The sequence below is a fragment of the Pseudomonas agarici genome, from assembly GCF_001543125.1.
GTDB lineage: Bacteria > Pseudomonadota > Gammaproteobacteria > Pseudomonadales > Pseudomonadaceae > Aquipseudomonas > Aquipseudomonas agarici.
This window is the reverse complement of the sequence record NZ_CP014135.1, coordinates 515995-539787: the sequence shown is the minus strand read 5'-3', so window position 1 is coordinate 539787 and position 23793 is coordinate 515995. Positions and strand designations below refer to the sequence as shown.

Sequence of the window (23793 nt, the reverse complement as noted above, 5' to 3'; positions counted from 1 at the left end):
TCTGCGAGTGCAGTCTGGAAAAGACCCTACCCTAGTGCTCCGGGCGACAATTGACTATCCCATTTTTACTCGACTTGACCAAGGTGCCGTACAATTGGACGGTCTTTTCCACACGGGACTTGCGGTCTTTCTCTGGCGAGCGAAGCTTTGTGCGACGAGCGGCATTTGTTGCGCAAGCCCTCGGCGCTAGCGTCTTGTATCCGATTTTCGGGCGTTCGACACGGTTTTAATCGCACTGAATGTTGTTGCGCCGTGGTCTTTCTGGTATAAAGCAGCGCTCTTTTCTAGGGGCCCGGTTCCTTCGCTTGTAGGTGTAGCCGGTAAGACCCTTAAAGAAACGCGGCGCCTGGCGCCAAATGACTGAGAGATTAAGCGGCCAACCCATGCCGGGTTGGGCATGTGGTTTAGAGGGCTGAGGCATGTCTAGAGTCTGTCAAGTTACCGGTAAGGGTCCGGTGACTGGGAATAATATTTCCCACGCAAACAACAAAACCCGTCGTCGTTTCCTGCCAAACCTGCAGCATCACCGCTTCTGGGTTGAGTCGGAGAAGCGTTTCGTGCGTTTGCGCGTTTCCGCCAAGGGCATGCGTATCATCGACAAGCGCGGCATTGATGTCGTGCTGGCCGAACTCCGTCGCGATGGCAAGGTATAAGGGAGCTAAATCATGCGTGAATTGATTCGTTTGATCTCGAGCGCCGGTACTGGTCATTTCTACACGACTGACAAGAACAAGCGCACTACTCCGGACAAGATCGAGATCAAGAAATATGATCCGGTTGTTCGCAAGCACGTGATCTACAAGGAAGGCAAAATCAAGTAATTGATTTTGTTTTTTAAAAAACCCCGATTGACTCGGGGTTTTTTTTGTCTGTTTTTCAGACATTTCCTTCATGTCGCATGGCCTTTTCCTGCGTCTCTCCCGTTGTGCCTTTTCTAGACTGGCTGAACAACGGGACAACGTAGTCATGGAGGGCATGGATGATCATTGCAAGGATGTTTGCATTGCTGTTGCTGGTAGTCTTGGCGGCCGCCAGTGTCGCGGTATCGGCGGCACCGTCGACCGATGACGAAACCGGCGCCGAGGCTTATGTGCGCCGGGTGATCGCGGCGACGCGAACCGCCTGGCCGGCGCTAAGCGGGTTCAACCCGGCCACTCGGGTGTTTGCCGATATCCAGTTGCTGACCAGCGATGGCCAACGCGCCTGGGTGATAAGTGCGCGGGGTGGGCACGAGGTGGATATGGCGCCAGTCAGGAAGCTGGGACTGTCCCATGAGTACCTGCGCTACCAGAAGATCCTCTGGCAAGGTCGTCCAGCCATTTTTGTCGGCTTGGGCGAAACATTGCCGGAGGACGAACGGCGGCGATTGAAGGATCCCCAGGCGGTTCCCGAGCTGTTCAATCTGGCGACCCATGAAGCCTTTCATTTTTATGTGGAAGCAGGTTGGGCGCACCTGCCGGGGGCTGAGCGCGGCATCCTGTATCCGGCGCTCGCCGAGCCGAGGCTGTATCGCAACCTGATCATTCGTCACTTGCTGGCGGCGGCCCAGGGACAACCCGAGGGGTTGGCGCGGGCCAGCCACTGGTATCGTCGCTGGCTGAGTGAGCATGCCGACGAGGCCAGGCGTATCGGTAATACCGACCGCGCCGAAGGCAGTGCGCGTTATGTGGAGTCGGTGGGGCGACTACTGGCCCAAGGGGTTCGGCCAAACTCCGCCGAGTGGTCGGCGTTGATGCTGGAGGCACTGGCGCGGCAAGGGCAGGAGGACTATCTGGTCGCCGACCATGAAAGTTACGTGCTGGGGGACCTGGCTGGGTATTTGCTAGATCGCCAGGGATTGGACTGGCTGGCGCGTGTTGCACGGGGGGAGACACCGCTGGCGATTTTGCTGGAGTCGTTGCCTCCTCTCGCCACGCCCGCCGACGCGGTGTTGAGCCAACGCATCGGTGCGGCCGTTGCCGAGGCCAATCGCCAGGCGGCGCTAGCCTTCGAGCCGTTTGTGCAGCGTTTCAACGATCCTTCGGGCGGACGCCTGCTGGTGTCGAATCGGGCCATGCAGGGCAGTTTCGAGATCGACCACTCCTACCTGTTGGCCACGCAGCCGGAGAAAGTCGAGGTCGGGGTACGTGCCGGCTTCGCCTTCGGCGACGGTCGAATCGAGCTCAGGAACACAACCGTCGCGACCCAGGTGCAGAAAGCCTGTGGCCGCGAGGATCTCTACTGGATCCTGGCTCTGACGGCGGACGAGTTGGCGAAGGACGTCGACGGTCGCCTGCGTGTCGAGCGCGACGACCTTAAGGTCGACCTTCCTTATCCGGTCCGGTCCCTCGATGACCCGCGCATTTGGTGCGTCGAGGTCTGATCAGACGCTCTGTTCGAACACCACGTAGATCTTGCGGCAGTGCTCCAGCACTTCCCAGGTGCCCTTGAAGCCCGCGGGAATGACGAACCGATCACCGGCGCGCAAGGTCTTGGCGTTGCCCTCAGTGTCACGCAGGACCGAGACGCCTTGTACGATCTCGCAGTATTCGTGCTCGGTATAGTTCACCGTCCAGTGGCCGGCCTCGGCCTCCCAGACGCCGGCATTCATCTGTCCGCACGGGCTGGCATAGTGATTGAAGATCGTCTGTTGCGGATCACCCTTGAGCACCTTTTCCGGTACTGGACGAAAGCGTTCGGGCGTGGTGCTGGCTTCGCTGAAGTCGACGATGTCCTGGATGCTCATGCTGCTTTTCCTCGGCAGTGATAAGGCGGATGGCTGGAAGCGCCGAGTCTATGTTTATTAAATCGAACATGGCAACGGCGTTTAGCGATCTTGTGTCAAATATATTGAAACTTCGGGCGCCACTGGTTTAGGGTGGTGACTGCCATGGGCCGAAAAACAGGGCTCGTCGGGCAAAATTCTGGACGGTGCTGGCGCAAGTAGGCGTGGCGCTTCTATTTCAATAAAAGGAGGACACTCGCATGACTACCCTGACCCGTGCTGACTGGGAACAACGCGCCCGTGAGCTGAAGATTGAAGGCCGCGCCTACATCAATGGTGAATACACCGCCGCTGTTTCTAACCAGACGTTCGAGTGCATCAGCCCGGTCGATGGTCGCCTGCTGACGCATGTTGTGAGCTGCGATGCCGCCGACGCCCAGCGTGCCGTGGAAAATGCCCGTGCCACTTTCAATTCTGGCGTCTGGTCGCGCCTGGCGCCGGCCAAGCGCAAGGCGGCGATGATCCGTTTCGCCGCACTGCTGAAAACCCATGCCGAAGAGCTGGCCTTGCTGGAAACCCTCGACATGGGCAAGCCGATCACCGACTCGCTGTCCATCGACGTCGCGGGTGCGGCTCAGGCATTGAGCTGGAGCGGTGAAGCCATCGACAAGATCTATGATGAAGTCGCCGCGACGCCCCATGACCAATTGGGCCTGGTGACCCGTGAGCCGGTTGGAGTGGTCGGCGCTATCGTGCCATGGAACTTCCCGCTGATGATGGCCTGCTGGAAACTCGGTCCGGCGTTATCCACCGGAAACTCGGTGATTCTCAAGCCGTCGGAAAAATCCCCGCTGACCGCCATCCGCATTGCCGCCCTGGCCGTCGAAGCCGGCATTCCGGCGGGTGTGCTAAACGTGCTGCCGGGTTACGGCCACACTGTTGGCAAGGCGCTGGCCCTGCATATGGATGTCGATACCCTGGTGTTTACCGGTTCGACCAAGATCGCCAAGCAACTGCTGATTTACGCTGGCGAGTCGAACATGAAGCGTGTCTGGCTCGAAGCCGGCGGCAAGAGTCCGAACATCGTCTTTGCTGACGCACCGGACCTGCTGGCCGCCGCCGAAGCTGCGGCCAGTGCTATCGCCTTCAACCAGGGCGAAGTCTGTACTGCCGGGTCGCGTCTGCTGGTCGAGCGTTCGATCAAGGACTCCTTCCTGCCGCTGGTGATTGAAGCGCTAAAAGCCTGGAAGCCCGGCAACCCGCTGGACCCGGCAACCAATGTCGGTGCTCTGGTGGACACCCAGCAGATGAACACGGTGCTGTCCTACATCGATTCCGGCCATGCCGATGGCGCCCAACTGGTGGCCGGCGGCAAGCGTACCCTCCAGGAGACCGGCGGGACCTACGTCGAGCCGACGATTTTCGATGGGGTGAGCAATGCGATGAAAATCGCCCAGGAAGAAATCTTCGGCCCGGTGCTGTCGGTGATCGCTTTCGATAGCGTCGAAGAGGCTATTGAGATTGCCAACGACACGCCCTACGGCTTGGCCGCCGCTGTCTGGACCGCGAACATCTCTAAGGCTCACCTGACCGCCAAGGCCCTGCGGGCCGGCAGCGTGTGGGTCAACCAGTATGACGGCGGTGACATGACCGCGCCGTTCGGTGGTTTCAAGCAGTCGGGTAACGGTCGCGACAAGTCGTTGCATGCGTTCGACAAGTACACCGAACTGAAGGCGACATGGATCAAGCTGTAAATTAGAGCATGCGCTCCAGGCCGATTCGGGTGGCGAGCCAGGCATTGAGCCGACGCCACCAACTCCCGGGTTCGCGATGCAGCACATGAATCTGTCCGTTGTCTTCGGTGATCCACACCAATTGCCCGGCCTCCTGTCGTGGTTCGTAGCTCAAGGCCGGGGCCATACCCTGCAGGGCCAGGGCACGCAGGTGTTCGGCCAGTTGCGGGCTGTCCACCAGCACGCCGACCTCCGTGTTCCACAGCACCGAGCGCGGGTCGAAATTGAACGAACCGATAAAGGATTTCTGCCGGTCGAAGATCATTGCTTTGCTGTGCAGGCTGGAGTTCGAGCCCTTGGAGAAGCCACTGTGGAATAGGTGCGGGCCGCTGCCGCCACGGTCACCCGGTTGGCGGCGCAGTTCAAAGAGTTTTACCCCGTGTTCCAGTAGCGCCCGGCGATAGGGCGCATAACCGCCGTGCACGGCTGGCACGTCGGTGGACTCCAGCGAATTGGTCAGCAGGCTGACGGTCACCCCGGCGTCCGCGCGTCCCGTCAGGTACACCAGCCCCGGCTGGCCGGGAACGAAGTACGCGGAAATCATCATCAGCTCGGTATGGACATTGCGCAGCTCGGGCGCCAGTTGGGTGGTCAGCAGCAGGTGCGGGTCGGGTTCGTTCCTGGCCAGCACCTTGCTCGGCGCATCCCACAAGGCCTGGTTCCAGGCCCAGATCAGCTCGCGGCGCCAGGTATCCAACTGGGGGCGGCGCTGGTAATCGGCCAGGCGCTGATACAGCGCGGGGTTCTGCTGGCGCCAGGCATCGAGGGATTGTTCCAGCCGGTTGCGGGTGTTGGCCAGGTCTCGGACGGTGGGTAGGCGCGAGAGCAATTCACCGATGGGCTTGCTCAGGGCGCTGTTCCAGTATTGATCGAAGCTCTGGCCGAGTTGTCCGGCCACCGGTCCCACGCCGAGCATGTCGATATCGGTGAAGTTCAGGTCCGGTAGCGCGCCGAAGTACTCGTCGCCCAGGTTGCGCCCACCGACGATGGCGGCGCTGTTGTCGGCCAGCCATAGCTTGTTGTGCATCCTTCGGTGTTGCTGGGACAGATTGAACAGCCGGCCCAGGGTTCGCGTGGCCACAGTGCTGCGCCCCAGGTCCAGCGGATTGAACAGGCGGATCTGGATATTCGGGTGAGCCGCCAGGGTGGCGATGATGTCGTCCAAACCGTCGCTGCTGGTGTCGTCCAGCAGGATCCGCACGCGCACGCCGCGATCAGCGGCCTTGAGCAGTTCGTCCACCAGCATTCGCGTGCTCAAGCCGTCGTGGACGATGTAGTACTGCAAGTCGAGGCTGCTCTGGGCGTTGCGGATCAGTTCAGCTCGCGCCCTGAAGGCCTCGCCGCCATTGGGCAGCAAGCGAAAGCCCGAGCGCCCCTGGTAGGCGGCGGCCTGGGCCTGGAGTGCGCGACCGAAGGCCGAATCCGTTGCCGGCAAGGCCTGGCTGGGCAGCCGGGGAGTGTCCAGTGAGGCGCATCCGCTCAAGAGCAGGGCGATCAACAGAAAATAGAATTTCAAGCGTAGTCGCCCTAAATCATGGCAGGTGTCGGTATATAGATGCTGCCCGGTGACCAAAGGTCAATCGCTGCCGTAGGCATTTTCGGTCGACAGCTTGATCGTCGCTGCGCCAACCTTGCGAACGGGCAATCGTGGCGCGATTTCCGCTGTCTGGACTAGGGCTTTTCAGGCAAAATCCTCTCTTACTCTCGTCTCCGGTAGCCGCATCGAATGAGCTGCAACAGTCAGAAAATCCGCTTTCTCCGGCAGCAGATACCGTCTTTCGAGTGCGTTCCGGGCTGCCACGATTGTTGTGGGCCGGTGACTACCTCGTCGGCGGAAATGGCTCGTTTGCCGCGCAAGACCGTGGCCGAACAGGAAGCGGCGCTGAACGAACTGAACTGTGTACACTTGGGGCCGAACGGCTGCACAGTGTACGACGAGCGCCCGTTGATCTGCCGCTTGTTCGGCACCACGGCGAGCCTGCCGTGCCCCAATGGTCGGCGCCCGACGGAGATGATCCATCCACGGGCTGAAAAGCAGGTATACGACTATATCGCCAGCACCCGCCAGGTTTTGGTCTGATCCCCTTCGATCTATGGGGAGGAGCTCAATCGAGGAAGCAGTGTCAATCCGGAATCGGCAGGCTCAGGCTTTCCTTCACCTCTTCCATCACGATATAGCTCTTGGATTCGCGTACATGGGGCAGCTTGAGCAAGATATCGCCCAGTAGTTTGCGATAGGACGCCATCTCGGAAATCCGCGCCTTGATCAGATAGTCGAAGTCGCCCGAGACCAGGTGGCACTCCAGCACATGCGGTAGTTTCAGCACAGCGCGGCGGAACTCCTCGAAGGTGTCGCCGGACTTGTAGTCCAGGCTGATTTCGACGAACACCAGCAGGCTGCCCTTGAGGTGCTGTGGATTGAGCCGGGCGTTGTAGCCCATGATGATCCCTTCGCGTTCCAACCGTCGAACCCGCTCGGTACAGGGCGTGGTGGACAAGCCGATTTTTTCGCCCAGCTCGGTGAACGAGATGCGCCCGTCGGCCTGGAGAATTCGCAGGATATTACGGTCGATCTTGTCCAGCTCACGCTTGGTCTGGTGATTAGTGCGCATAGGGAATTCCCCTCCGTGGCAGATAATGTGAAAGCTACCGCGCTCGGCCATCCAGCGTTAAAAAAGCTCGGGATGCCCCATTGACAGCCAGTAAAGTCGCCCGCGACCCCGACCGGCCTCGCCTGTTTTGCCTTCGCTCGCGACGCTTTCACATCATCTGCCGAAAAGCCACATAGCCGAGAATTCTCGCCAAATATAGGCGCTTATATAGTGAAAAGCACTGGCTATTGTTTCTTACACTGCGCGCAGTATCACGTTGAACAACAAACATCGGCGGCAGGCTGCGATTGGGAGACATACACATGCGAGTTCTGGTATTGGGCAGTGGCGTCATCGGTGTCGCCAGTGCTTATTATCTGGCCCGGGCTGGCTTTGAAGTGGTGGTGGTCGACCGTCAGCCCGCGGCTGCCATGGAAACCAGCTTCGCGAATGCCGGCCAGGTTTCCCCGGGTTATGCCTCGCCATGGGCTGCGCCAGGGGTGCCGCTCAAGGCCATCAAATGGCTGCTGCAACGCCATGCGCCGCTGACGATCAAGGCCACCGCCGATGTTGACCAGTATCTGTGGATGGCGCAGATGCTGCGCAACTGCAGCGCCAACCGGTACGCGGTGAACAAGGAGCGCATGGTCCGTCTGTCCGAGTATAGCCGTGACTGTCTCGACGAATTGCGCGCCGAAACCGGCATTGCCTACGAGGACCGCCGTCTGGGCACCACCCAGCTGTTTCGTACCCAGGCGCAACTGGATGGCGCGGCGAAAGACATCGCGGTGCTGAAAGAGTCCGGCGTGCCCTACGAATTGCTCGATCGTGCGGGCATCGCCCGGGTCGAACCGGCCTTGGCGAATGTCACCGATATCCTCGCCGGCGCTCTGCGTCTGCCGAACGACCAGACCGGCGACTGCCAAATCTTCACCACTCGCCTGGCCGACATGGCCATCAAGCTGGGCGTGGAGTTCCGCTTCGGCCAGGACATCCAGCGTCTCGAGGCTGTGGGTGATCGGATCAACGGCGTGTGGATCGACGGCAAGTTGGAAACCGCCGACCGCTATGTGCTGGCCCTGGGCAGCTATTCGCCGCAGTTGCTCAAGCCGCTGGGCATCAAGGCACCGGTCTATCCGCTCAAGGGTTACTCGCTAACCGTGCCGATCACTCAGCCGGAGATGGCCCCGACTTCGACCATTCTCGATGAGACCTACAAGGTCGCGATCACCCGCTTCGACAATCGTATCCGGGTGGGCGGCATGGCGGAAATCGCCGGTTTTGACCTGTCGCTTGACCCGCGTCGACGCGAAACACTGGAGATGGTCGTCAACGACCTTTATCCTCTGGGCGGCGACCTTCAGGCAGCCAGCTTCTGGACCGGCCTGCGCCCGGCCACCCCAGACGGTACGCCGATTGTAGGTGCCACGCCGTTGCGCAATCTGTTCCTGAACACCGGTCACGGTACGCTCGGCTGGACCATGGCCTGTGGCTCCGGTCGCCTGCTGGCCGACTTGATGGCGAAGAAAACGCCACAAATCAGCGCCGAAGGGCTCGATATTTCACGTTATGGTAATCATCAGGAGACTGCAAAACATGGCAATCCAGCGCCAGCTCACCAATGAGCGCATGAGCCAGATCGTCGTTCACGGCGGGACTGTGTATCTGGCCGGGCAAGTCGGCGACGACATGAGCGCCGGGATTGAGACACAGACCCGTGAAGCTTTGGCCAATATCGAACGTTTGCTGGACCTGGCAGGCACCGACAAGACCCAACTGTTGTCGGTAACCATCTACCTGAAAGATGTCGATGCCGATTTTGCCGGCATGAATTCCGTTTGGGACAAGTGGTTGCCCAAAGAGACGGCCCCGGCACGCGCAACGGTCCAGGCCAAGCTCTGCGAACCGGAAATCCTCGTCGAGCTGTCCGTCGTGGCCGCCCTGCCTTAACGCAAGGTCCCTCTCCCGGCATGGCGTGTGGCAACACCGCGTGTCATGCCGGTTTTTTATTCCCAACCGACCGTCCAGAAGTCTGCCGCCATGCGTCCTGCCCGTGCCCTTATCGACCTCCAAGCCCTGCGCCATAATTACCAACTGGCCCGTGAAGTATCGGGGGCCAAGGCGCTCGCCGTGATCAAGGCCGATGCCTATGGTCATGGCGCCGTGCGTTGCGCCCAGGCGCTGGAAGCCCAGGCCGACGGTTTTGCCGTGGCCTGTATCGAGGAAGCGCTGGAGTTGCGCGCCGCGGGTATTCGCGCACCGATTCTGCTGCTGGAAGGCTTTTTCGAGGCCGACGAGCTGGCGCTGATCGTCGAGCATGATTTCTGGTGCGTGGTGCATTCGCTGTGGCAACTGGAGGCCATCGAGCAGACTGCGATCGATATGCCGATCACCGTCTGGCTGAAGTTGGATTCAGGCATGCACCGTGTCGGCCTGCACCCGGCGGATTACCAAACGGCTTACCGGCGCCTACTGGCCAGCGGCAAGGTGGCGCAGGTCGTGCTGATGAGTCATTTTGCCCGCGCCGATGAATTGGGGTGCCAGCGTAGCGACGAACAGGTCGCGGTGTTCGAAGCGGCGCGTCAGGGCCTGGTGGCCGAGGTCAGCCTACGTAACTCTCCGGCGGTGCTGGGCTGGCCGAAGATTTCCAGCGACTGGGTGCGTCCGGGAATTCTACTGTTTGGCTCCACGCCTTTCGGTGACGAACATCCGGTCGCGTCGCGCTTGCAGCCGGTCATGACCCTCGAATCGAAAATCATCAGCGTGCGCGAGCTGCCGACCGGGGAGCCGGTGGGCTACGGCGCCAGGTTCATCACGCCCAAGCCAATGCGCGTCGGTGTGGTCGCCATGGGCTATGCCGACGGTTACCCGCGTCATGCGCCGACCGGCACGCCGGTGCTGGTGGCCGGCCAGCGCAGCCAGTTGCTGGGGCGGGTGTCGATGGACATGCTGTGTGTCGACCTGACGGACGTACCGCAGGCCGGGCTCGGTTCGACCGTGGAATTGTGGGGCAAAAATATCCTCGCCAGCGAGGTGGCGGCTTGCGCTGAGACCATCCCTTACCAGATTTTCTGCAACCTGCGGCGGGTTCCGAGGCTCTACCTCGGGAGCTAGTGGCCTGTACGGTGTTGGCGAAATGTGGACGGGGCAAAGTGTTGTAAATACTGAACGCTATGCCATGATATCGTTCAATGACAACAATTGCCTGAATCCCTGGGAGACTGCCGCATTGGACGTCGGTGAACGACTGCAATCCATCCGCAAACTGAAAGGTCTGTCTCAACGTGAACTCGCCAAGCGTGCGGGCGTCACCAATAGCACCATTTCAATGATCGAGAAAAATAGTGTCAGCCCCTCGATCAGTTCGTTGAGAAAAGTGCTGGGCGGCATTCCCATGTCGATGGTCGAGTTCTTTTCCGAAGAGATACTCCAAGAAATACCGACGCAGATTGTCTACAAAGCCAATGAACTGATCGACATCTCCGATGGCGCCGTGACCATGAAACTGGTTGGACGAGCCCACCCGAGCCGTGCCATCGCGTTTCTCAACGAAATTTATCCGCCCGGCGCCGATACCGGCGAAGAAATGCTGACTCACGAAGGTGAGGAAACCGGCATTCTGGTTGAAGGTCGGTTGGAACTGGTGGTCGGCGCGGAAACCTTCGTACTCGAAGCGGGCGATAGCTACTATTTCGAAAGCACTAAGCCGCACCGCTTTCGTAATCCGTTCGACACACCGGCGCGACTCATCAGCGCAGCGACCCCCGCCAACTTCTGATAACCCGAGGCGCCCGCTAAGGCGTTTCGGGAGGCCCGGCGGTACGGATACGTGATTGGGATAATACCCCTGTAACTCCAAGGGTTGTTTCGCAGTGCCGGTCTTATCGCTATACTCACGCCTGCCTGCGAAACCGTGGTTCGGGGTGTGATTAGCCACCATTGAGGGTGTACGCGTGAATCCAATTATGAAAATGCTGGCCGTACCAGCAACCTTAGTCGTCCTATGGACAATCAGTGCTCAAGCTTCGACAACCAACGACGATATTGCCAAACGCCTGGAGCCGGTCGGCCAGGTCTGTGTACAGGGCAAGGAGTGCAAGGGAATGGAAGTCGCCACCCCGGTCGGTGGCGGTGGCGGCGCCAAGACGCCCGACGAGGTGATTGCCAAACACTGCAATGCCTGCCACGGTTCCGGCGTGTTGGGCGCGCCAAAAATCGGCGCGGAAGGTGCTGCAGATTGGGCTAAGCGTGCGAAGGAGCAGGGTGGCCTGGATGGCTTGCTGGCCAAGGCCATCACCGGTATCAACTCGATGCCGCCAAAGGGCACTTGCGCCGACTGCTCCGATGCCGAACTCAAAGGAGCCATCGAGAAGATGTCCGGCCTGAAATAATTTTGAGTGGGGTGATGGCACCATGATCTATGGAAGGCGAGCTTATTACTCGCCTTTTATTTTTCAGCAAAAAGGCGCTTAAGGTATTTGCCAGATGAGTTGATCACTGCTTTGTAAATACTATGACCATCGTGCATCCGAAGCAGTTTGCAGTTTGGCATAGACATGATGAGCGGGGAGTGGGTCGCGATAATGAATGGTGATCCATTTTCAGCAAGCTCACATACTTTCAGAATGAAGTTCAACTGCTTTTATGGGGAAAGAGAGACTTCCGGCTCATCGAGAATATACAGTCCATTGGCCTTGAGCCGGTATTGAAACAGGGCCTCCATTGCTTCTGAAATTCGCATGGACTTTTATTCGGTATTTTTAGGGGGTTTATTTTTTATAAGTGTTAAAAGTAGTCTATGGACTAACTTGTTGGTCAGACTTTTAATTCAATGGAGTCTGTTTCTTCGTTATGAAAGGTGGTTTTGAGTTTTTAATTGGATGAGCGCTACCTCCAGAATGTATCCCTCCCTGCAATCTTCGAGGTATGGTTGCTGATCCTTGTTGGAAAGTGGTCTAGGAGGATCGCATGGTGCAGGCGTGTTCTATCGAGCGGGCAGTCGACGAGGTGTTGGCGCGGTTGCCGGCGCATATCCACATGGGTGTGCCACTGGGGTTGGGCAAACCCAATCGTTTCGTCAATGCCCTGTACCGGCGTATCTGCCAGTTGTCGGAGCGGCGGTTGACGATCTACACGGCGCTGACCCTGGGGCGCCCCGCCCTGGGCGACGGCTTGCAACGGCGCTTGCTCGAACCCTTTGTCGAGCGGGTGTTCGGTGATTACCCGGAGCTGGATTTCCTCGCCGACCTGCGTCGCGGCCAACTACCGCCGAATATCCATGTCGAGCAGTTCTTCCTTCAACCGGGCAGCCTGCTCGACAGCGCTCCCGCCCAGCAGGATTATGTCAGCAGCAATTACAGCCACGCGGCGCGGGATATCAATGCCTGTGGCCTGAACCTGGTGGCCCAGTTGGTCGCCGCCGATGCGCGGCAACCGAACCGGTTGAGCCTGAGCTGTAATCCGGACATCACCCTTGACCTGCTGCCGATGATCGCCAAGCGCCGTGCAGCCGGTGAAACCATCTTATTGCTGGCCCAGGTCCATGGCGACCTGCCCTATATGGAGGGCGATGCGCAAATCGACCGTGAGGCCTTCGACCTGCTGATCGACGAGCAGGAGCAAAGTACGTTGTTCTCCACTCCGAACATGCCGGTGGGCTGCCAGGATCATTTTATCGGCCTGCATGCCAGTACGTTGGTGCGCGATGGCGGGACCTTGCAGATCGGCATCGGCTCCATGGGCGATGCGCTGACGGCGGCGCTGCTGGCCCGTCATGCCGATAACGACAGGTATCGGGCGCTGCTGGCTGATATCGACGTGTTGCCCTGGAAGTCGCTGATCGAGCGCGAGGGCGGTGTGGACCCCTTTGCCAAGGGGCTTTACGGTTGCAGCGAGATGTTTGTCAACGGCCTGCTGGTGCTGGCCGATGCAGGGATCGTGCGGCGCAAGGTGTATACCGATATCGCCACGCAGCGCCAGGCCAATGCCGGGTTGCTCGATGAGACGGCGGCGGTCGGCGGCGTCGTGGTGCATGGTGGCTTCTTTCTCGGGCCTGACAGCTTTTACCAGCGTCTGCGGCAGTTGCCGAAGGAGCGGCTCGCCGAGTTCAATATGACCGCCATCAGCTACATCAACGAGCTGTATGGCCAGGAGGAACTCAAGCGCCTGCAACGCCTGGAGGCGCGCTTCATCAACAGTGCCTTCACCATGACGCTGCTCGGGGCCGGCGTCGCCGACCAGTTGGAAGACGGTCGGGTCGTCAGTGGGGTGGGCGGGCAGTACAACTTCGTGGCCCAGGGACACGCGCTGGAAGGGGCACGCTCGGTGTTGATCCTGCGCAGTTGGCGTGAATCGGCGGGCGAGGTCAGTTCGAATATCGTCTGGGAGTATGGTCATTGCACTATTCCCCGGCATCTGCGCGATATCGTTGTGACCGAGTACGGGGTTGCCGACCTGCGTGGCAAGAACGATGCGGCGGTGATCGAGGCGTTGCTCAATATCAGCGATTCGCGGTTCCAAGCCGGGCTGATTGAACAGGCGCAGAAGGTCGGCAAGCTGCCGAAGCATTTCCGCCTCGATCCGCGTTTTGCCGATAACAGCCCGGAGCGCCTGCAGGCAATTCAAACACGGCATCCGCGGTTGTTCGCGGAGTATCCGCTGGGCAGCGATTTCAGCGCCGAGGAGCGCGATCTGCTGCGGGCGCTGAATTGGCTCAAGAGCAAATTCAAGCTGAGCGAGGTATTGGAGTTGGGCAAGGCGACGCTGGACGCCCCCGAGCCCTCGGTATTCGCGGAGCACTTGCAACGTATGGAGCTGGTGCAACCGCAAGGCCTGCGCGAGGAGTTGTACCAGCGTCTACTGCTGGCCGGGCTGCAGGCCACTAGAGGGCTAGAGGGCCATCAGTTGTAGCTGATGTTGACGGTCACGGTACTGATCAGCGTGCCTTTGGTGAGCGTACCTGTGGTCTTGTGATATGCCGCGCCCAGCGGCAGCACAGCCCGATTGCTTGACACCGGCACGGTGCGCGAGCCGTTGTTGCTGAGAGTCGTTTCGACGCCGCCGATTCGCGAGTAAAGCCACAGGCCAACACCGGCGGCTGTACCTGTGCTCCTGAACAGCGCCGCGTTGCCGGTGGCCGGTGTGCCGCTGAACCTGAAGGTCACGTTGGAGGCATTGCGACAGTTGGCGCTGATGTCGAAGGTTTTCTTGGCCAACCAAGTACCGGTGAAGTTCGAGAGCCGGACGGTGTCCAGCGGCACCGTGCGATTGACATCGCCCACGGCAAGATCGCAAGTAGGTGTTGGAACAATAATGGTGCCTCTGCCCAGGGTGATGTTGAATTCATACGGATTGGCACTCACGGGCCTTGGCTCCCACCACGTGCGGGCAATAGTGCGCGGAACAATATTCCCGGAAGACAGTGTTCCGGTCTTTATCAGTCTGTAAGTGATGTCATAGCCATAGTTGTCACCATGCACCGCAAGGTTGGTCTGACTGTACGTGCGCTGTGTATTGTTACTCTGGATCCCGGTCAGAGTGTTGTGCGCGCCGACACGAGTGCCGCCGTTGGTTCTGAATACAATCCCGATTCCGGGCATCCCTGTTGGGTAGACGCTATAGGATCGGGATCCATCGTTGTAGCTCGATACCGCGCCGGCAGCTCCCTGTGCGCTGAATTTCACATCGGTGTTGCTCGTGCAAAACCAGCGAACCCGCATGCTTGCATGACTGACACTCAAAAAATTGTTCCACCCTGTCAGTGGGCTACCGACAGAAACGTTGTCTGTGACGGTGACAACGCCAAGATCACCGGCAAATCCACCTGGGTGGTAGACAGAAGACGTGCACGCGGCGAACGCATGTCCAGACATGGACAATAACAGTGCCGTTGCGGATGTTACCTTGTAAGGCCCGTTCATTTGCCTCCCCTGTTTTTCAATATTTGGGCTCCTGGAAACGACACATGCCGTCTGCCTGAAGCTGTTGCCGATCCAGCCATGTCTCAGTTGTAGGTGACGTCCACTGTCGCCTGGCTTTCCAGCGTCCCTTCGCGTACCGCGCCAATCTTCCAGTAGGCGGCCCCCAGTGGCAGGACTGCCAGGCCGCCGCTCGGGGTCAGGGTGCGGGTATTGTCGTTGCCGTCTGCGCGGATAGTCTGTTGTACGCCGCCCTGGTGCGAGTACAGCCACAGTCCCAGGCCGCTGGCATCACCCGTGTTGGCGAACCGGGCGGCATCCGCAGGGGCCGGCGTGCCGTGAAACGTGAAGGTCACGCTGTTGATATCCGAATCGCAGCGGGCACTCAGTTCGAAGGGCTTGTGACCTGCCGAGTCGGTGTGGGCGAAATCGCTGACCTTGACCGGCGGCAGGCGAATGGGGCGCTCGATATCGTCGGCAATCAGGTTGCAGGTGCCCCCCTCGACGGTGCCTTCGATCTGCAGGTTTCCCGGGGTCAGGACCTCGGTGGCCGAGGCCTGGGCGATGGCCGCAACCGTCAGCGCCAGAAGTATCAGATACGTTTTCATGGGGTGTTGTCCGTTCTAGAGGCCGACTGGAGGTCGCGGCCAATCAGGGCCTCGCATGTCAGTTGTAGGTAATGGTTACGGAGGCCGTGGTCAGCAGTGAGCCTTTGGCGACGGTGCCGATTTTTATGTAGTGGGCGCCCATGGGCAGTACCGCGCGGCCGGAGCTTGCTGCAATGGTTCGCGAGCGAGCGGTTGCGGTGCCGTTGGCCGGGAAGTTGTAGGTACTTCCGCCGATGCGCGATTGAATCACGGTCGCGAGGCCGCCCGCCGTGCCGGTGTTGGCGAAACGTGTGGGGGAGGTGGCGGATGGCGTTCCGCTGAAGGTAAAGGTGACATTCCTGACGTCCGAATCGCAGTTGGCGGTCAGATTGAACTCTCGGAGACCGGTCCATTCGGTGCTATCGAAATCACTGACCTTGACCGTGGGTAGAGTGATCTGGCGGTTGACGTCGCCGGTGTCCAGATTGCAGGTGCCACCCTGAATATCACCGCGAAAGGTCAGAGTGCCTTGCGTGGCGGCTTGGGTGGTGGCGGAAATCGTTGTGGCGGTGATCCATAAGGAGAGTACAAAAAGCGGTGTTTTCATGGCCGGGATCCTTCGAAAATGTCGTCGATCATTGATGTGTTTAGTTGTAGGAAATATTCACGGTGACGGTGCTCGCCAGCGTGCCCTTGGTCAGAGCAGCGTTGGTCTTGTGATACTCCGCGCCCAATCGCAGCACGGCGCGGTTGGCGGATACCGCCACGGCGCGGGCGCTGTTGTGGCTGACCGTCTGGTTAGGTGTATGCAGCCATAGCGCAACACCGCCCGCCGTGCCGGTATTGGCAAAGAGTGCGGAGTTTCCGGGCGCTGGAGTGCCGGTGAATCTGAAGGTGACGGTCGAGGTGTTGGTGCAGTTGGCGGTCAGGTCGAAGTGTTTAAGGCCGGCCGAGACACCGGTGAAATTCGAGATCCGGACGGGATCCAGGGTGATCGTGCGGTTGACATCGCCAGCGGCGAGGTCGCAGGTGGGAGAGGCTGCAACAATCACTTTCGTGGCAGTATAGTAATTGCCCACAATGAAGTTATAACCGTAACCGCTACTACCGAATATGTGCTGATAGGCCTGTTGCGCCTGTATTGTGCCTGGAGAAACATTGTCATGTGTCTTGATGATTTCCACTTCGACATAGTCCACGGCGGAAATCCCCAGATCGGTGGTGCGGCTGTAGTTGCGATTTTGAGTGAAGTTAGGGGAGCCATCCAAAAACCTGAAACGAATGCCAATGCCTGGCACACCAGTCGTAAATACATTGGAAAAACCGGCAACGGGGGCGGCGGCATAGGTCAAACCGCGTTGATAAGTATAAGTGCCTGCCGTACAGCGGATATGGGTACGTGCGCCACTCGTCATCAAACGTTGTTGAAATAGAACTTTTCCGACCGGATCATGACGATTTACGGTAATGCTGGCAGGTCCGCCGAATGATCGGAAGTCTCCTCCTCCCGCCCCTTGGATGTATTGACAGTCCGCCAATACCCAGAGCGGGAAGAGCATCGAGGTTATCAGCATAAACAGGCTGAGAGATCGCGTATTTAGTAGAGCCATGGGATTGCTCCAGCATCAAAATTCAAAATGGAAAAAGAAGGTTCGACAGGGCATCACTGTCTCATTTGGTTTCCCCGTATCGGGTGGTTCCACCGGTCTCATCGAGACTGGCATCGGCCCGGCAATCTCCCCTCATCTGCCGCAAACCTTCGGAGTCGGCGACACTATTCAGGTCATATGCGATCCAGCAGGTGTCCGCTGGGGTCGGGCCCCACTTGACCGTCAACCGACCGCTCTCTTGCGGCAAGCGGACGAACGCCTTGCTGTTCTGCCCGACCACGCCCACGCTGGCCTCGCTTTCATCGAACACATCGGCGCCGAACGGTAACGGACTGTTATCCTCGCGGCGGGCATCGATGATCACGGCCCGTCCGCTGCTGGTCTCGTACTTCATCACCACCACGGAACCGGATCGGGGGGCGATGTTCTGCGAAGCGGCCTTGAGCTCCACATCGTGGGACATGTCCCTGGGATCAAGTTCGACCACGTTCTGACGGTACGGTGTGAGGTGGGGCACTACCGCGTAGCCGTTGTCGTCCACCTGGGCCTCATTATTGCTGCCGACCCATGCGCCACTGGCGCCGGGGGCGTGGACCAGCCCGATGGTGTCGCCCAGTTCCGGCGTCAAGGTCAGGCCGCCGGCGTGGGCCACCAGGCCACCGGACAAGCTCGCCGATTGCGAGTGATAGCCGTTACCCTGACTGAAGCCGGTAGAGGCCACGGCATAGCGGCTGCGGTATTGCAGGTCGGCGTTGAAACTATTGCCGATGCCGTTGTTGGTATGGCTGGCCGAGACTCCGTAGTTGAGTTCGCTACGCTCACCCCAAGTGCCGCTCAGGCCCGATCTGACACTGCTTTGCCGGTCGCCGTGGGTGAGAGTACTCGACAGGTTCGGTGCGCGGTTCGAGTAGCCCAGTGGCAGGCTGACGGTGAGGTCGATCTGGTTGCTGCTGCGCTCGGTGAGCAGGTCGCGGCTGCGCTGGGCGCTGATGGTGTAGTTCATGCGTTGCCAGGAACTGCTATAGCCGGTGCTGAAGCTCAGTGTGCCGCCCTTGCGGTTCCAGTAGTTCTGCGACGAACCGGTGAGGAATACCGATCCTTGGTCCAAGCTCTGATTGAGGCTGATATCCAGGCGCTCGCGCACCCGGCCCACACCTTCCAGGTCACCGCCCTGGCGGGCGATTTCACGCAGTTGTGCGGTGTCGCGGGCGTTGAGGAAACCGTCGGTGGAGTAGCGGAAGGCCCCCAGGGCGAAGTTGGTCCCGGTGTCGGCGAAGTTCTTGTTGTAGCGAGCCTGCAGGCTCTGGCCCTGGCGCTTGGCAAGCCCCGGCAGTTCGGCCTGGGAGGCGGTCAAGTCGAGGGAAATCGCCCCCACTGGGGTGTTGAACGCCGCCCCCAGCAGTTGCGACTGGTAGCCTTGCGAGGCCAATACGCCGGCATAACCGGTGACCAGGTTATTGAGACCGTATTGGAAGGTGCCTTGGGCCAGCCACGGCTTGCTGTCGAGGCCGAGCTCGTTCATCTCGCCGACGCTCAGCGAGTAACGGCTATAGCCCGGACGGATCAGGTTCACGTTGGAGGCGAACGGCACGATGAACTGCCGTTGCCGACCGTCGGACTCGGTGACGGTGACCTCCAGGTCGCCGCCGTAACCGGTGGGGAACAGGTCGTTGAGTACGAACGGACCTGGTGGCACGGTGACTTCGTCGAGCAAGATGCCGCGCTGGCGCACGCTGACCCGGGCGTTGGTCTCGGCCACCCCACGGACGATGGGGGCGTAGCCCGTCAGTGAGTCGGGTAACATGCGATCATCGGTGGACAAGGTTATGCCGCGCAGGCGGATGCTGTCGAACAACTCGCCGGAGGTATAGATCTCGCCGGTCATGAGTTGCGATTGCAGCCCAGGCAATTCCCGTTGCACATAGGTGGCGCTGCTCTGGTAGCCACTGGTGGCTGAGTTGCTGCTGTAGGCGCCGTTGTGCCGCAGGTGCCAGCCGTTCAGGTTGAGGCCGGTGTGCAGCCCCAGGTAGTTGGAAAACGATGAACGGCCCTGATTGTTGTTCATGAAACCGTTGGCATTGTAGCGGATGAATGCCGCGTTCACGCCCGCATCCCAGTGTTCCGGACTGACGTAGCCGCGGGCGGTGCGTGACAGGTAGAGCTGTGGTACTTGCAGGTCCAGGCGTCCGTCGCCGGTATCGAAGCTGGCGGTGGCGCCGGGTATGTAGGTGCCGATATCGCCACAGGTCGGTAGGGCCGGTAATGCCGGCGGAACGGTTACGCCGGCTTCGGTGGCCTTTTGTGCGAGCCCGTCGAGATCGATTCCGAGCCTGATCAACAGAGGGCGTTCGAGGCAGAGCTGAGCGTTGTTCTGCCCCTCGACGGTAGCGAAGGTCAGTTCTTCCTGGCCGATCCAGTTGCCGTTGATGGAGACATCTGCACGGTACAGGCCCGGCAGGACCACATTGCCTTCGTTGAAGCGCGAGATGTCAATCTGCCCGCCGCCGCCGGGAAAGAACGCCGGATTGAACTCCACCCGCTCGACCTCGTTCGCCGCCCAGGCATTGCCGGCGGCCAGCAGTAGGAGGCTGTGAATGACGTGAGCCAGACGGTTGCGTGGGGCACGTAATCCACCGGGTACAGATTGTGTCTTCGATCTCATCGCTAACGTTCCAAACCTTGTGTGTTGCCGGATTCGGGCAAGCCGGACCCGACCGTCGCGCGTTGTTGATCGCGGACGGGGCGGGAATCTCTTTATGGACTGGCGTTCCAGGCGCGCCAGGCGCCGATGTCAGTCGGTCATGGTGTGACCTGGGCCTTGTGCGAGTGTCGGGCGCCGTAGTCGTCGATGGTCTGGAACTCGACCCATGCATCGGCCTTCGGTGTCGACTTGAGGCTCGGCAGGGGGAAGCGGTTATTCACTTTGGGGTTGACCATGTTTTCCGGTCCGGTTTGGCCGACCGGCTTGGCATGGTGTTGGCCCGCCGCAACCAGTTCCACCGAATCGAAGTTCAGGTGGTAGGGCGTCGGGTTGTGCACTTCCAAGCTTTGCCCCTGATCACCGTTAACCAGCCTCCAACTTAGTTTTTCCACCGCCTGCATAGGGTCGTAGGGCAGGTTCCGCGGTCGGAAAAACACCTTGATGCGCGTGCGGAATGCGAGCTGTAATTGGTTGCTCTCCGCCGAGTCCTGGGCCTTGGGCGGTACTTCCAGCATGTTGAGCCAGAACAGGCTTTCCTTGTCCGTGGGCAGCGGTTCGCCGGTATAAGCCAGCCGGACGACCTGCTGCTTGCCCGGCTCCATGCGAAAGATCGGGGGAGTCGCCAGGAAGGGCACGCGGGCCTGTTCCGGCGCCACACCTTCGTCGCCGGTGTCTAGCCAGACCTGCACCAGGGCTGGCCGCTGGTTTTTGTTTTCGAAGCGTATCGTCACCTCCTTCTGGTTGGCCGGATACACCACCCGGGTGCCGGTGATGATGACGCTGGCCTGCGCCGTGACACTGCTGCCCAGCGCCAGGGCCATCAGCATGGACAGGCCGCAGAGGCGGCTGAGCGTGGTGATGCGTGACAATCTGCGGGTGTTCATGAGCTATGGTCGGTCCGGTTCAAGAGGTGATGTCGGCGCTGTGGCTGACGCGCGCGCCGAAGTCGCTGATTGCGGTGAACTCGACCTTCAGGGCGCCGGTGGGCGGCGTTCGCAGGGCAGGCAGCGGGAAGCGCTTGATATCGCCGGACGGCAGTAACAGGCTGTCGTTGACCTCTTTGCTCGGGGCTTTTGGATAGCGTTCATTGCGGCCTTTGCCCACCAGCTCCACCGAGCCTAGCGAGACGTGATAGGGCGTCGGGTTGACGACTTCCAGAGCGTGGCCACCCTCGTGGGGCACCAGCTTCCAGCTCAGTCTTGGTGCCGCGGCACCCTTCGGATAGGGCAATCCCTGCGGTCGGAAGAACACGCGCAGGCGGGAGCGGAATGACAGTTCCAACAGATTTCTGTCGGCGGCATCGGCCGAGGTTGGCTGCACTTCCAGTACATTCAACCAAAACAGGCTTTCGCGGTCCGTGGGCAACGGCTCGCCGGTATAGCGTAGGCGCGGGGCTTGCTGCTTTTTCGGTTCAATGCGCAAGATCGGCGGTATCGCGGTAAAGGGGGCTTGCGCGGTGGCGGGCGTCGCCCGTTTGTCGCCGTCATCGAGCCAGAGCTGAACCAGGGCGGGACGTTCGCCTTTGTTCTCCAACCGGACCACGACCTCCTGTTGTTCGGCGGGATAGATCACGCGCGCGCCATGGATGACCACGGCGGCCAGTGAGGAAGTAGCGTGCAGCGATGCCGTCAGAAAAGCACAGATGACCATGCCCGAACGAGCCAGGTTGTTCATTGGCGAAGCTCTCGTGTGGAAGGCTGGACCCGCGACAGGGCGCGGGTCCGTTGGATGATGCTTAGTCGGCGTACTCGATCATGAAGCCGACCCGAGTGGCGACCTGGCCTTCACCCGCCGCGCCGGTGGCGTAGTACTGAGCAGCCAGGGGAATGACCGCCTGGTTGTCGGCGATGACCACGCCTTCGGATTTTTCGGTGTAGACGTGGATCGGCGTGCCATCGCGCTGGGTCACCTCGACCTGGACGTTGCTCGCGGCGTCGCCGCTGCTGTCGATGTTCAGGCGGCCTGTGGCAACGTCGATTGCTGGGCTGGTCGGGTCGAATGCGACCAGTGCGGTACGACCGTTGGTGCAGGCGGTTTCGCCCGGCGCGCCCACGCGAATCGAGAAACCGGTGAGGTTGGCGCGATCGCCGGCGTGGGTCAGACGCGCCGCGGACACACCTCCCAGGTCGACGTTCTTGACCACGGTGCCACCACCGGGCGCTTCGCCTTCGATGGTGCAGGTCACGTCGGTCACCAGGCCGTTGAAGTTGATGACGCCGTCGTTGGCGGCGGAAGCCGGCAGGGCGATGAGTGCTGCCAGGGCCAGGGACACGGCGGCAGAGACTTGCGAGATTTTCATGGAATTACCTTGAATGGTTTCAGTTGATTTCCCCTCCGGCAGCCCGCCGAGTGGAGAGTGGTAGCCTGTCGGATGAGGGGGCTACTCTCGCGCAGCCAGAGTCGATGGAACATCGAGATAACTCGAAACGCTGAAGTTTCGTGATTTCTCGAAGGGCTTTCCGTTTGTGCTCTCGGCGCTGGGTGCTATAAGCCTGAAAGTTCTGTAGGTATTCGCCGCGCCCGTCGCTGGCGGCTCGGTTTTTTCTCAGGAGGTCTAAAAAAAGATGACTAGCGCAGTCCCTGGTTCCTACACGGTAATGTTGTTGGACGATCATGAACTGATAAGGGTGGGGACGGCCTTGTGGCTGTCGAAGGAGCCTGACTTTGAGGTTGTCGGGTCCTTTTCCACGGGCAGGGAGTTGCTCGATGCCCTGGCCGTGCGCCAACCCGATATTGTCGTCATCGACTTCATGCTTGGTCCGACTGAGATCGACGGCATCAACCTGATTCGTGCCTTGAGGGTGCGTTATCCCGATTGCCGGCCGCTGGTGCTCTCGGCCCACTACACCCCGGCGACTGTGTCGCTGGCACTACGGGCTGGAAGCTGGGGCTTCTTTGGCAAGACCCAGCGCCTGGACGGTTTGGCGGCGGCGATCCGCACCGTGGCCCGTGGGAAGATCTATCTGCATCCGGTGATGGCCAGGGAAGTGGCGACGGTGTCGGAGACGGAGGTGTATGAGGCGGCGAGCGCCACTGAGCAGGTATCGGCCTGTGCCCATGACATTCTCTCGCCCAGGGAGAGGGAAGTGCTGCGCTGTTTTCTCGATGGTATGTCGGTGAACGGGATCGCCGAGAAATTTTCGCGCAGCGCCAATACCATCAGCACACAGAAACAGTCGGCTTATCGCAAGCTCGGGATCAAGACCGACAGCGAACTGTTCAAGTTGTCCAGTTCGTTGCGAGACCCCAATGCGATGGGCTTCTGACGTCGAGCGGCCAGCAGGGCTGTGCCTGCGTTGGCGCTCGTGTCAGATAAAGGTCACCACGCCATCGGCCAGGGATTTCACTCGGGCCAGCGATTCTACGCGATAGCCTTGAGCGTCCAGTTCGGCACGGCCGCCCTGGAACGACTTCTCGATCACGATGCCCAGGCCCGCCACCGTCGCGCCGGCCTGCTTGATGATCGAGATCAGGGCTTGGGACGCCTTGCCGTTGGCCAGGAAGTCATCAATGATCAGCACCCGATCGCTGCTGGTCAGGTGACGCGGGGAGACCGCCACGGTGCTTTCCACTTGCTTGGTGAAGGAATAGACGGTTGCCGACAGCAGGTGCTCCGTCAAGGTCAGGGACTGGTGCTTGCGGGCGAAAATCACTGGTACGCCGAGGTTCAGCCCGGTCATGATCGCCGGAGCAATGCCTGAGGCCTCGATGGTGACGATCTTGGTGATGCCCGAATCGGCGAACAGCGTGGCGAATTGGTCACCGATCAGTTTCATCAACTGCGGGTCGATCTGGTGGTTCAGGAAGGCGTCGACCTTCAGGACCTGATCGGAAAGCACGATGCCTTCTTCGCGAATTTTCTTATGCAGTGCTTCCACGGAACGTCCTCAA

At 60.1% G+C, this 23793-nt stretch carries 24 protein-coding genes; 12 read left to right on the top strand and 12 right to left on the bottom strand.

Annotated features, from left to right (window positions below):
• Positions 1-419: 419 nt before the first annotated feature.
• From rpmB to AWM79_RS02515, 3 genes are all read left to right on the top strand, one after another.
• On the top strand, positions 420-653 hold the full coding sequence (gene rpmB / locus AWM79_RS02525) for a 50S ribosomal protein L28 (protein ID WP_007921114.1): 234 nt from the start codon (positions 420-422) through the stop codon (positions 651-653).
• Positions 654-665: 12 nt separating this feature from the next.
• Complete coding sequence (rpmG, locus tag AWM79_RS02520) at positions 666-821, top strand: 50S ribosomal protein L33 (protein ID WP_003177274.1); 156 nt, start codon at positions 666-668, stop codon at positions 819-821.
• A 158-nt stretch (positions 822-979) separates the two neighbouring features.
• Entirely contained in the window at positions 980-2362 is a 1383-nt protein-coding gene (locus AWM79_RS02515) for a hypothetical protein (RefSeq protein ID WP_060782078.1), read from the top strand.
• On the opposite strand, the gene AWM79_RS02510 is transcribed toward AWM79_RS02515, so the two are convergent.
• Positions 2363-2725: a cupin domain-containing protein gene (locus AWM79_RS02510; RefSeq protein ID WP_060782077.1), complete on the bottom strand. Its 363-nt coding sequence runs from the start codon at positions 2723-2725 to the stop codon at positions 2363-2365.
• Between the two features lie 239 nt (positions 2726-2964).
• Here AWM79_RS02510 and AWM79_RS02505 point away from each other — a divergent pair, with 239 nt between their 5' ends.
• Positions 2965-4458 (top strand): aldehyde dehydrogenase, encoded by a 1494-nt coding sequence (locus AWM79_RS02505; protein WP_060782076.1) that lies wholly within the window; start codon positions 2965-2967, stop codon positions 4456-4458.
• Position 4459: 1 nt separating this feature from the next.
• Here AWM79_RS02505 and AWM79_RS02500 read toward each other — a convergent pair whose 3' ends face one another.
• Entirely contained in the window at positions 4460-6013 is a 1554-nt protein-coding gene (locus AWM79_RS02500; RefSeq protein WP_208599924.1) for a phospholipase D family protein, read from the bottom strand.
• 210 nt (positions 6014-6223) lie between these two features.
• Here AWM79_RS02500 and AWM79_RS02495 point away from each other — a divergent pair, with 210 nt between their 5' ends.
• Positions 6224-6577 (top strand): YkgJ family cysteine cluster protein, encoded by a 354-nt coding sequence (locus AWM79_RS02495; RefSeq protein WP_026013001.1) that lies wholly within the window; start codon positions 6224-6226, stop codon positions 6575-6577.
• Positions 6578-6620: 43 nt separating this feature from the next.
• Here the strand turns inward: AWM79_RS02495 and AWM79_RS02490 are convergent, their stop codons facing one another.
• Positions 6621-7109 (bottom strand): Lrp/AsnC ligand binding domain-containing protein, encoded by a 489-nt coding sequence (locus AWM79_RS02490; protein ID WP_017130319.1) that lies wholly within the window; start codon positions 7107-7109, stop codon positions 6621-6623.
• A 302-nt stretch (positions 7110-7411) separates the two neighbouring features.
• Between AWM79_RS02490 and dadA the strand changes: the two genes are divergently transcribed.
• From dadA to AWM79_RS02460, 6 genes are all read left to right on the top strand, one after another.
• Complete coding sequence (dadA, locus tag AWM79_RS02485) at positions 7412-8713, top strand: D-amino acid dehydrogenase (protein WP_017130318.1); 1302 nt, start codon at positions 7412-7414, stop codon at positions 8711-8713.
• Positions 8685-9038, top strand: a complete 354-nt coding sequence (locus tag AWM79_RS02480; protein WP_017130317.1) for a RidA family protein — start codon at positions 8685-8687, stop codon at positions 9036-9038. The genes dadA and AWM79_RS02480 overlap by 29 nt, the downstream gene beginning before the upstream one ends.
• Positions 9039-9128: 90 nt before the next feature.
• Positions 9129-10202 (top strand): alanine racemase, encoded by a 1074-nt coding sequence (gene alr / locus AWM79_RS02475; protein ID WP_026013000.1) that lies wholly within the window; start codon positions 9129-9131, stop codon positions 10200-10202.
• Between the two features lie 115 nt (positions 10203-10317).
• Positions 10318-10866: a cupin domain-containing protein gene (locus AWM79_RS02470; protein ID WP_026012999.1), complete on the top strand. Its 549-nt coding sequence runs from the start codon at positions 10318-10320 to the stop codon at positions 10864-10866.
• A gap of 187 nt (positions 10867-11053) precedes the next feature.
• The gene (locus AWM79_RS02465; protein WP_017130314.1) at positions 11054-11479 is read left to right on the top strand and encodes a c-type cytochrome; all 426 of its coding nucleotides are present in this window, start codon (positions 11054-11056) and stop codon (positions 11477-11479) included.
• A 577-nt stretch (positions 11480-12056) separates the two neighbouring features.
• Positions 12057-13997: an acetyl-CoA hydrolase/transferase C-terminal domain-containing protein gene (locus AWM79_RS02460; protein ID WP_060782075.1), complete on the top strand. Its 1941-nt coding sequence runs from the start codon at positions 12057-12059 to the stop codon at positions 13995-13997.
• Here the strand turns inward: AWM79_RS02460 and AWM79_RS24085 are convergent.
• From AWM79_RS24085 to AWM79_RS02420, 8 genes are all read right to left on the bottom strand, one after another.
• On the bottom strand, positions 13988-15007 hold the full coding sequence (locus AWM79_RS24085; RefSeq protein WP_244159614.1) for a fimbrial protein: 1020 nt from the start codon (positions 15005-15007) through the stop codon (positions 13988-13990). The two genes, AWM79_RS02460 and AWM79_RS24085, sit on opposite strands and share 10 nt — an antisense overlap.
• 83 nt (positions 15008-15090) lie before the next feature.
• Complete coding sequence (locus tag AWM79_RS02450) at positions 15091-15612, bottom strand: fimbrial protein (RefSeq protein WP_060782074.1); 522 nt, start codon at positions 15610-15612, stop codon at positions 15091-15093.
• A gap of 58 nt (positions 15613-15670) precedes the next feature.
• A complete protein-coding gene (locus AWM79_RS02445; RefSeq protein WP_017130309.1) occupies positions 15671-16198 on the bottom strand; it encodes a fimbrial protein in 528 nt (175 codons plus the stop codon).
• A 40-nt stretch (positions 16199-16238) separates the two neighbouring features.
• A complete protein-coding gene (locus tag AWM79_RS25490) occupies positions 16239-17201 on the bottom strand; it encodes a fimbrial protein (RefSeq protein ID WP_082712567.1) in 963 nt (320 codons plus the stop codon).
• 61 nt (positions 17202-17262) lie between these two features.
• Positions 17263-19863, bottom strand: a complete 2601-nt coding sequence (locus AWM79_RS02435; protein ID WP_060782073.1) for a fimbria/pilus outer membrane usher protein — start codon at positions 19861-19863, stop codon at positions 17263-17265.
• Between the two features lie 137 nt (positions 19864-20000).
• On the bottom strand, positions 20001-20786 hold the full coding sequence (locus AWM79_RS02430) for a fimbrial biogenesis chaperone (RefSeq protein ID WP_060782072.1): 786 nt from the start codon (positions 20784-20786) through the stop codon (positions 20001-20003).
• Positions 20787-20805: 19 nt separating this feature from the next.
• Positions 20806-21576, bottom strand: a complete 771-nt coding sequence (locus tag AWM79_RS02425) for a fimbria/pilus periplasmic chaperone (RefSeq protein ID WP_060782071.1) — start codon at positions 21574-21576, stop codon at positions 20806-20808.
• A 61-nt stretch (positions 21577-21637) separates the two neighbouring features.
• Entirely contained in the window at positions 21638-22201 is a 564-nt protein-coding gene (locus tag AWM79_RS02420; protein ID WP_060782070.1) for a fimbrial protein, read from the bottom strand.
• Between the two features lie 298 nt (positions 22202-22499).
• Between AWM79_RS02420 and AWM79_RS02415 the strand changes: the two genes are divergently transcribed.
• On the top strand, positions 22500-23168 hold the full coding sequence (locus AWM79_RS02415) for a response regulator (protein ID WP_017130303.1): 669 nt from the start codon (positions 22500-22502) through the stop codon (positions 23166-23168).
• Positions 23169-23210: 42 nt separating this feature from the next.
• On the opposite strand, the gene AWM79_RS02410 is transcribed toward AWM79_RS02415, so the two are convergent.
• The gene (locus tag AWM79_RS02410; RefSeq protein WP_017130302.1) at positions 23211-23780 is read right to left on the bottom strand and encodes a xanthine phosphoribosyltransferase; all 570 of its coding nucleotides are present in this window, start codon (positions 23778-23780) and stop codon (positions 23211-23213) included.
• Positions 23781-23793: the final 13 nt, after the last annotated feature.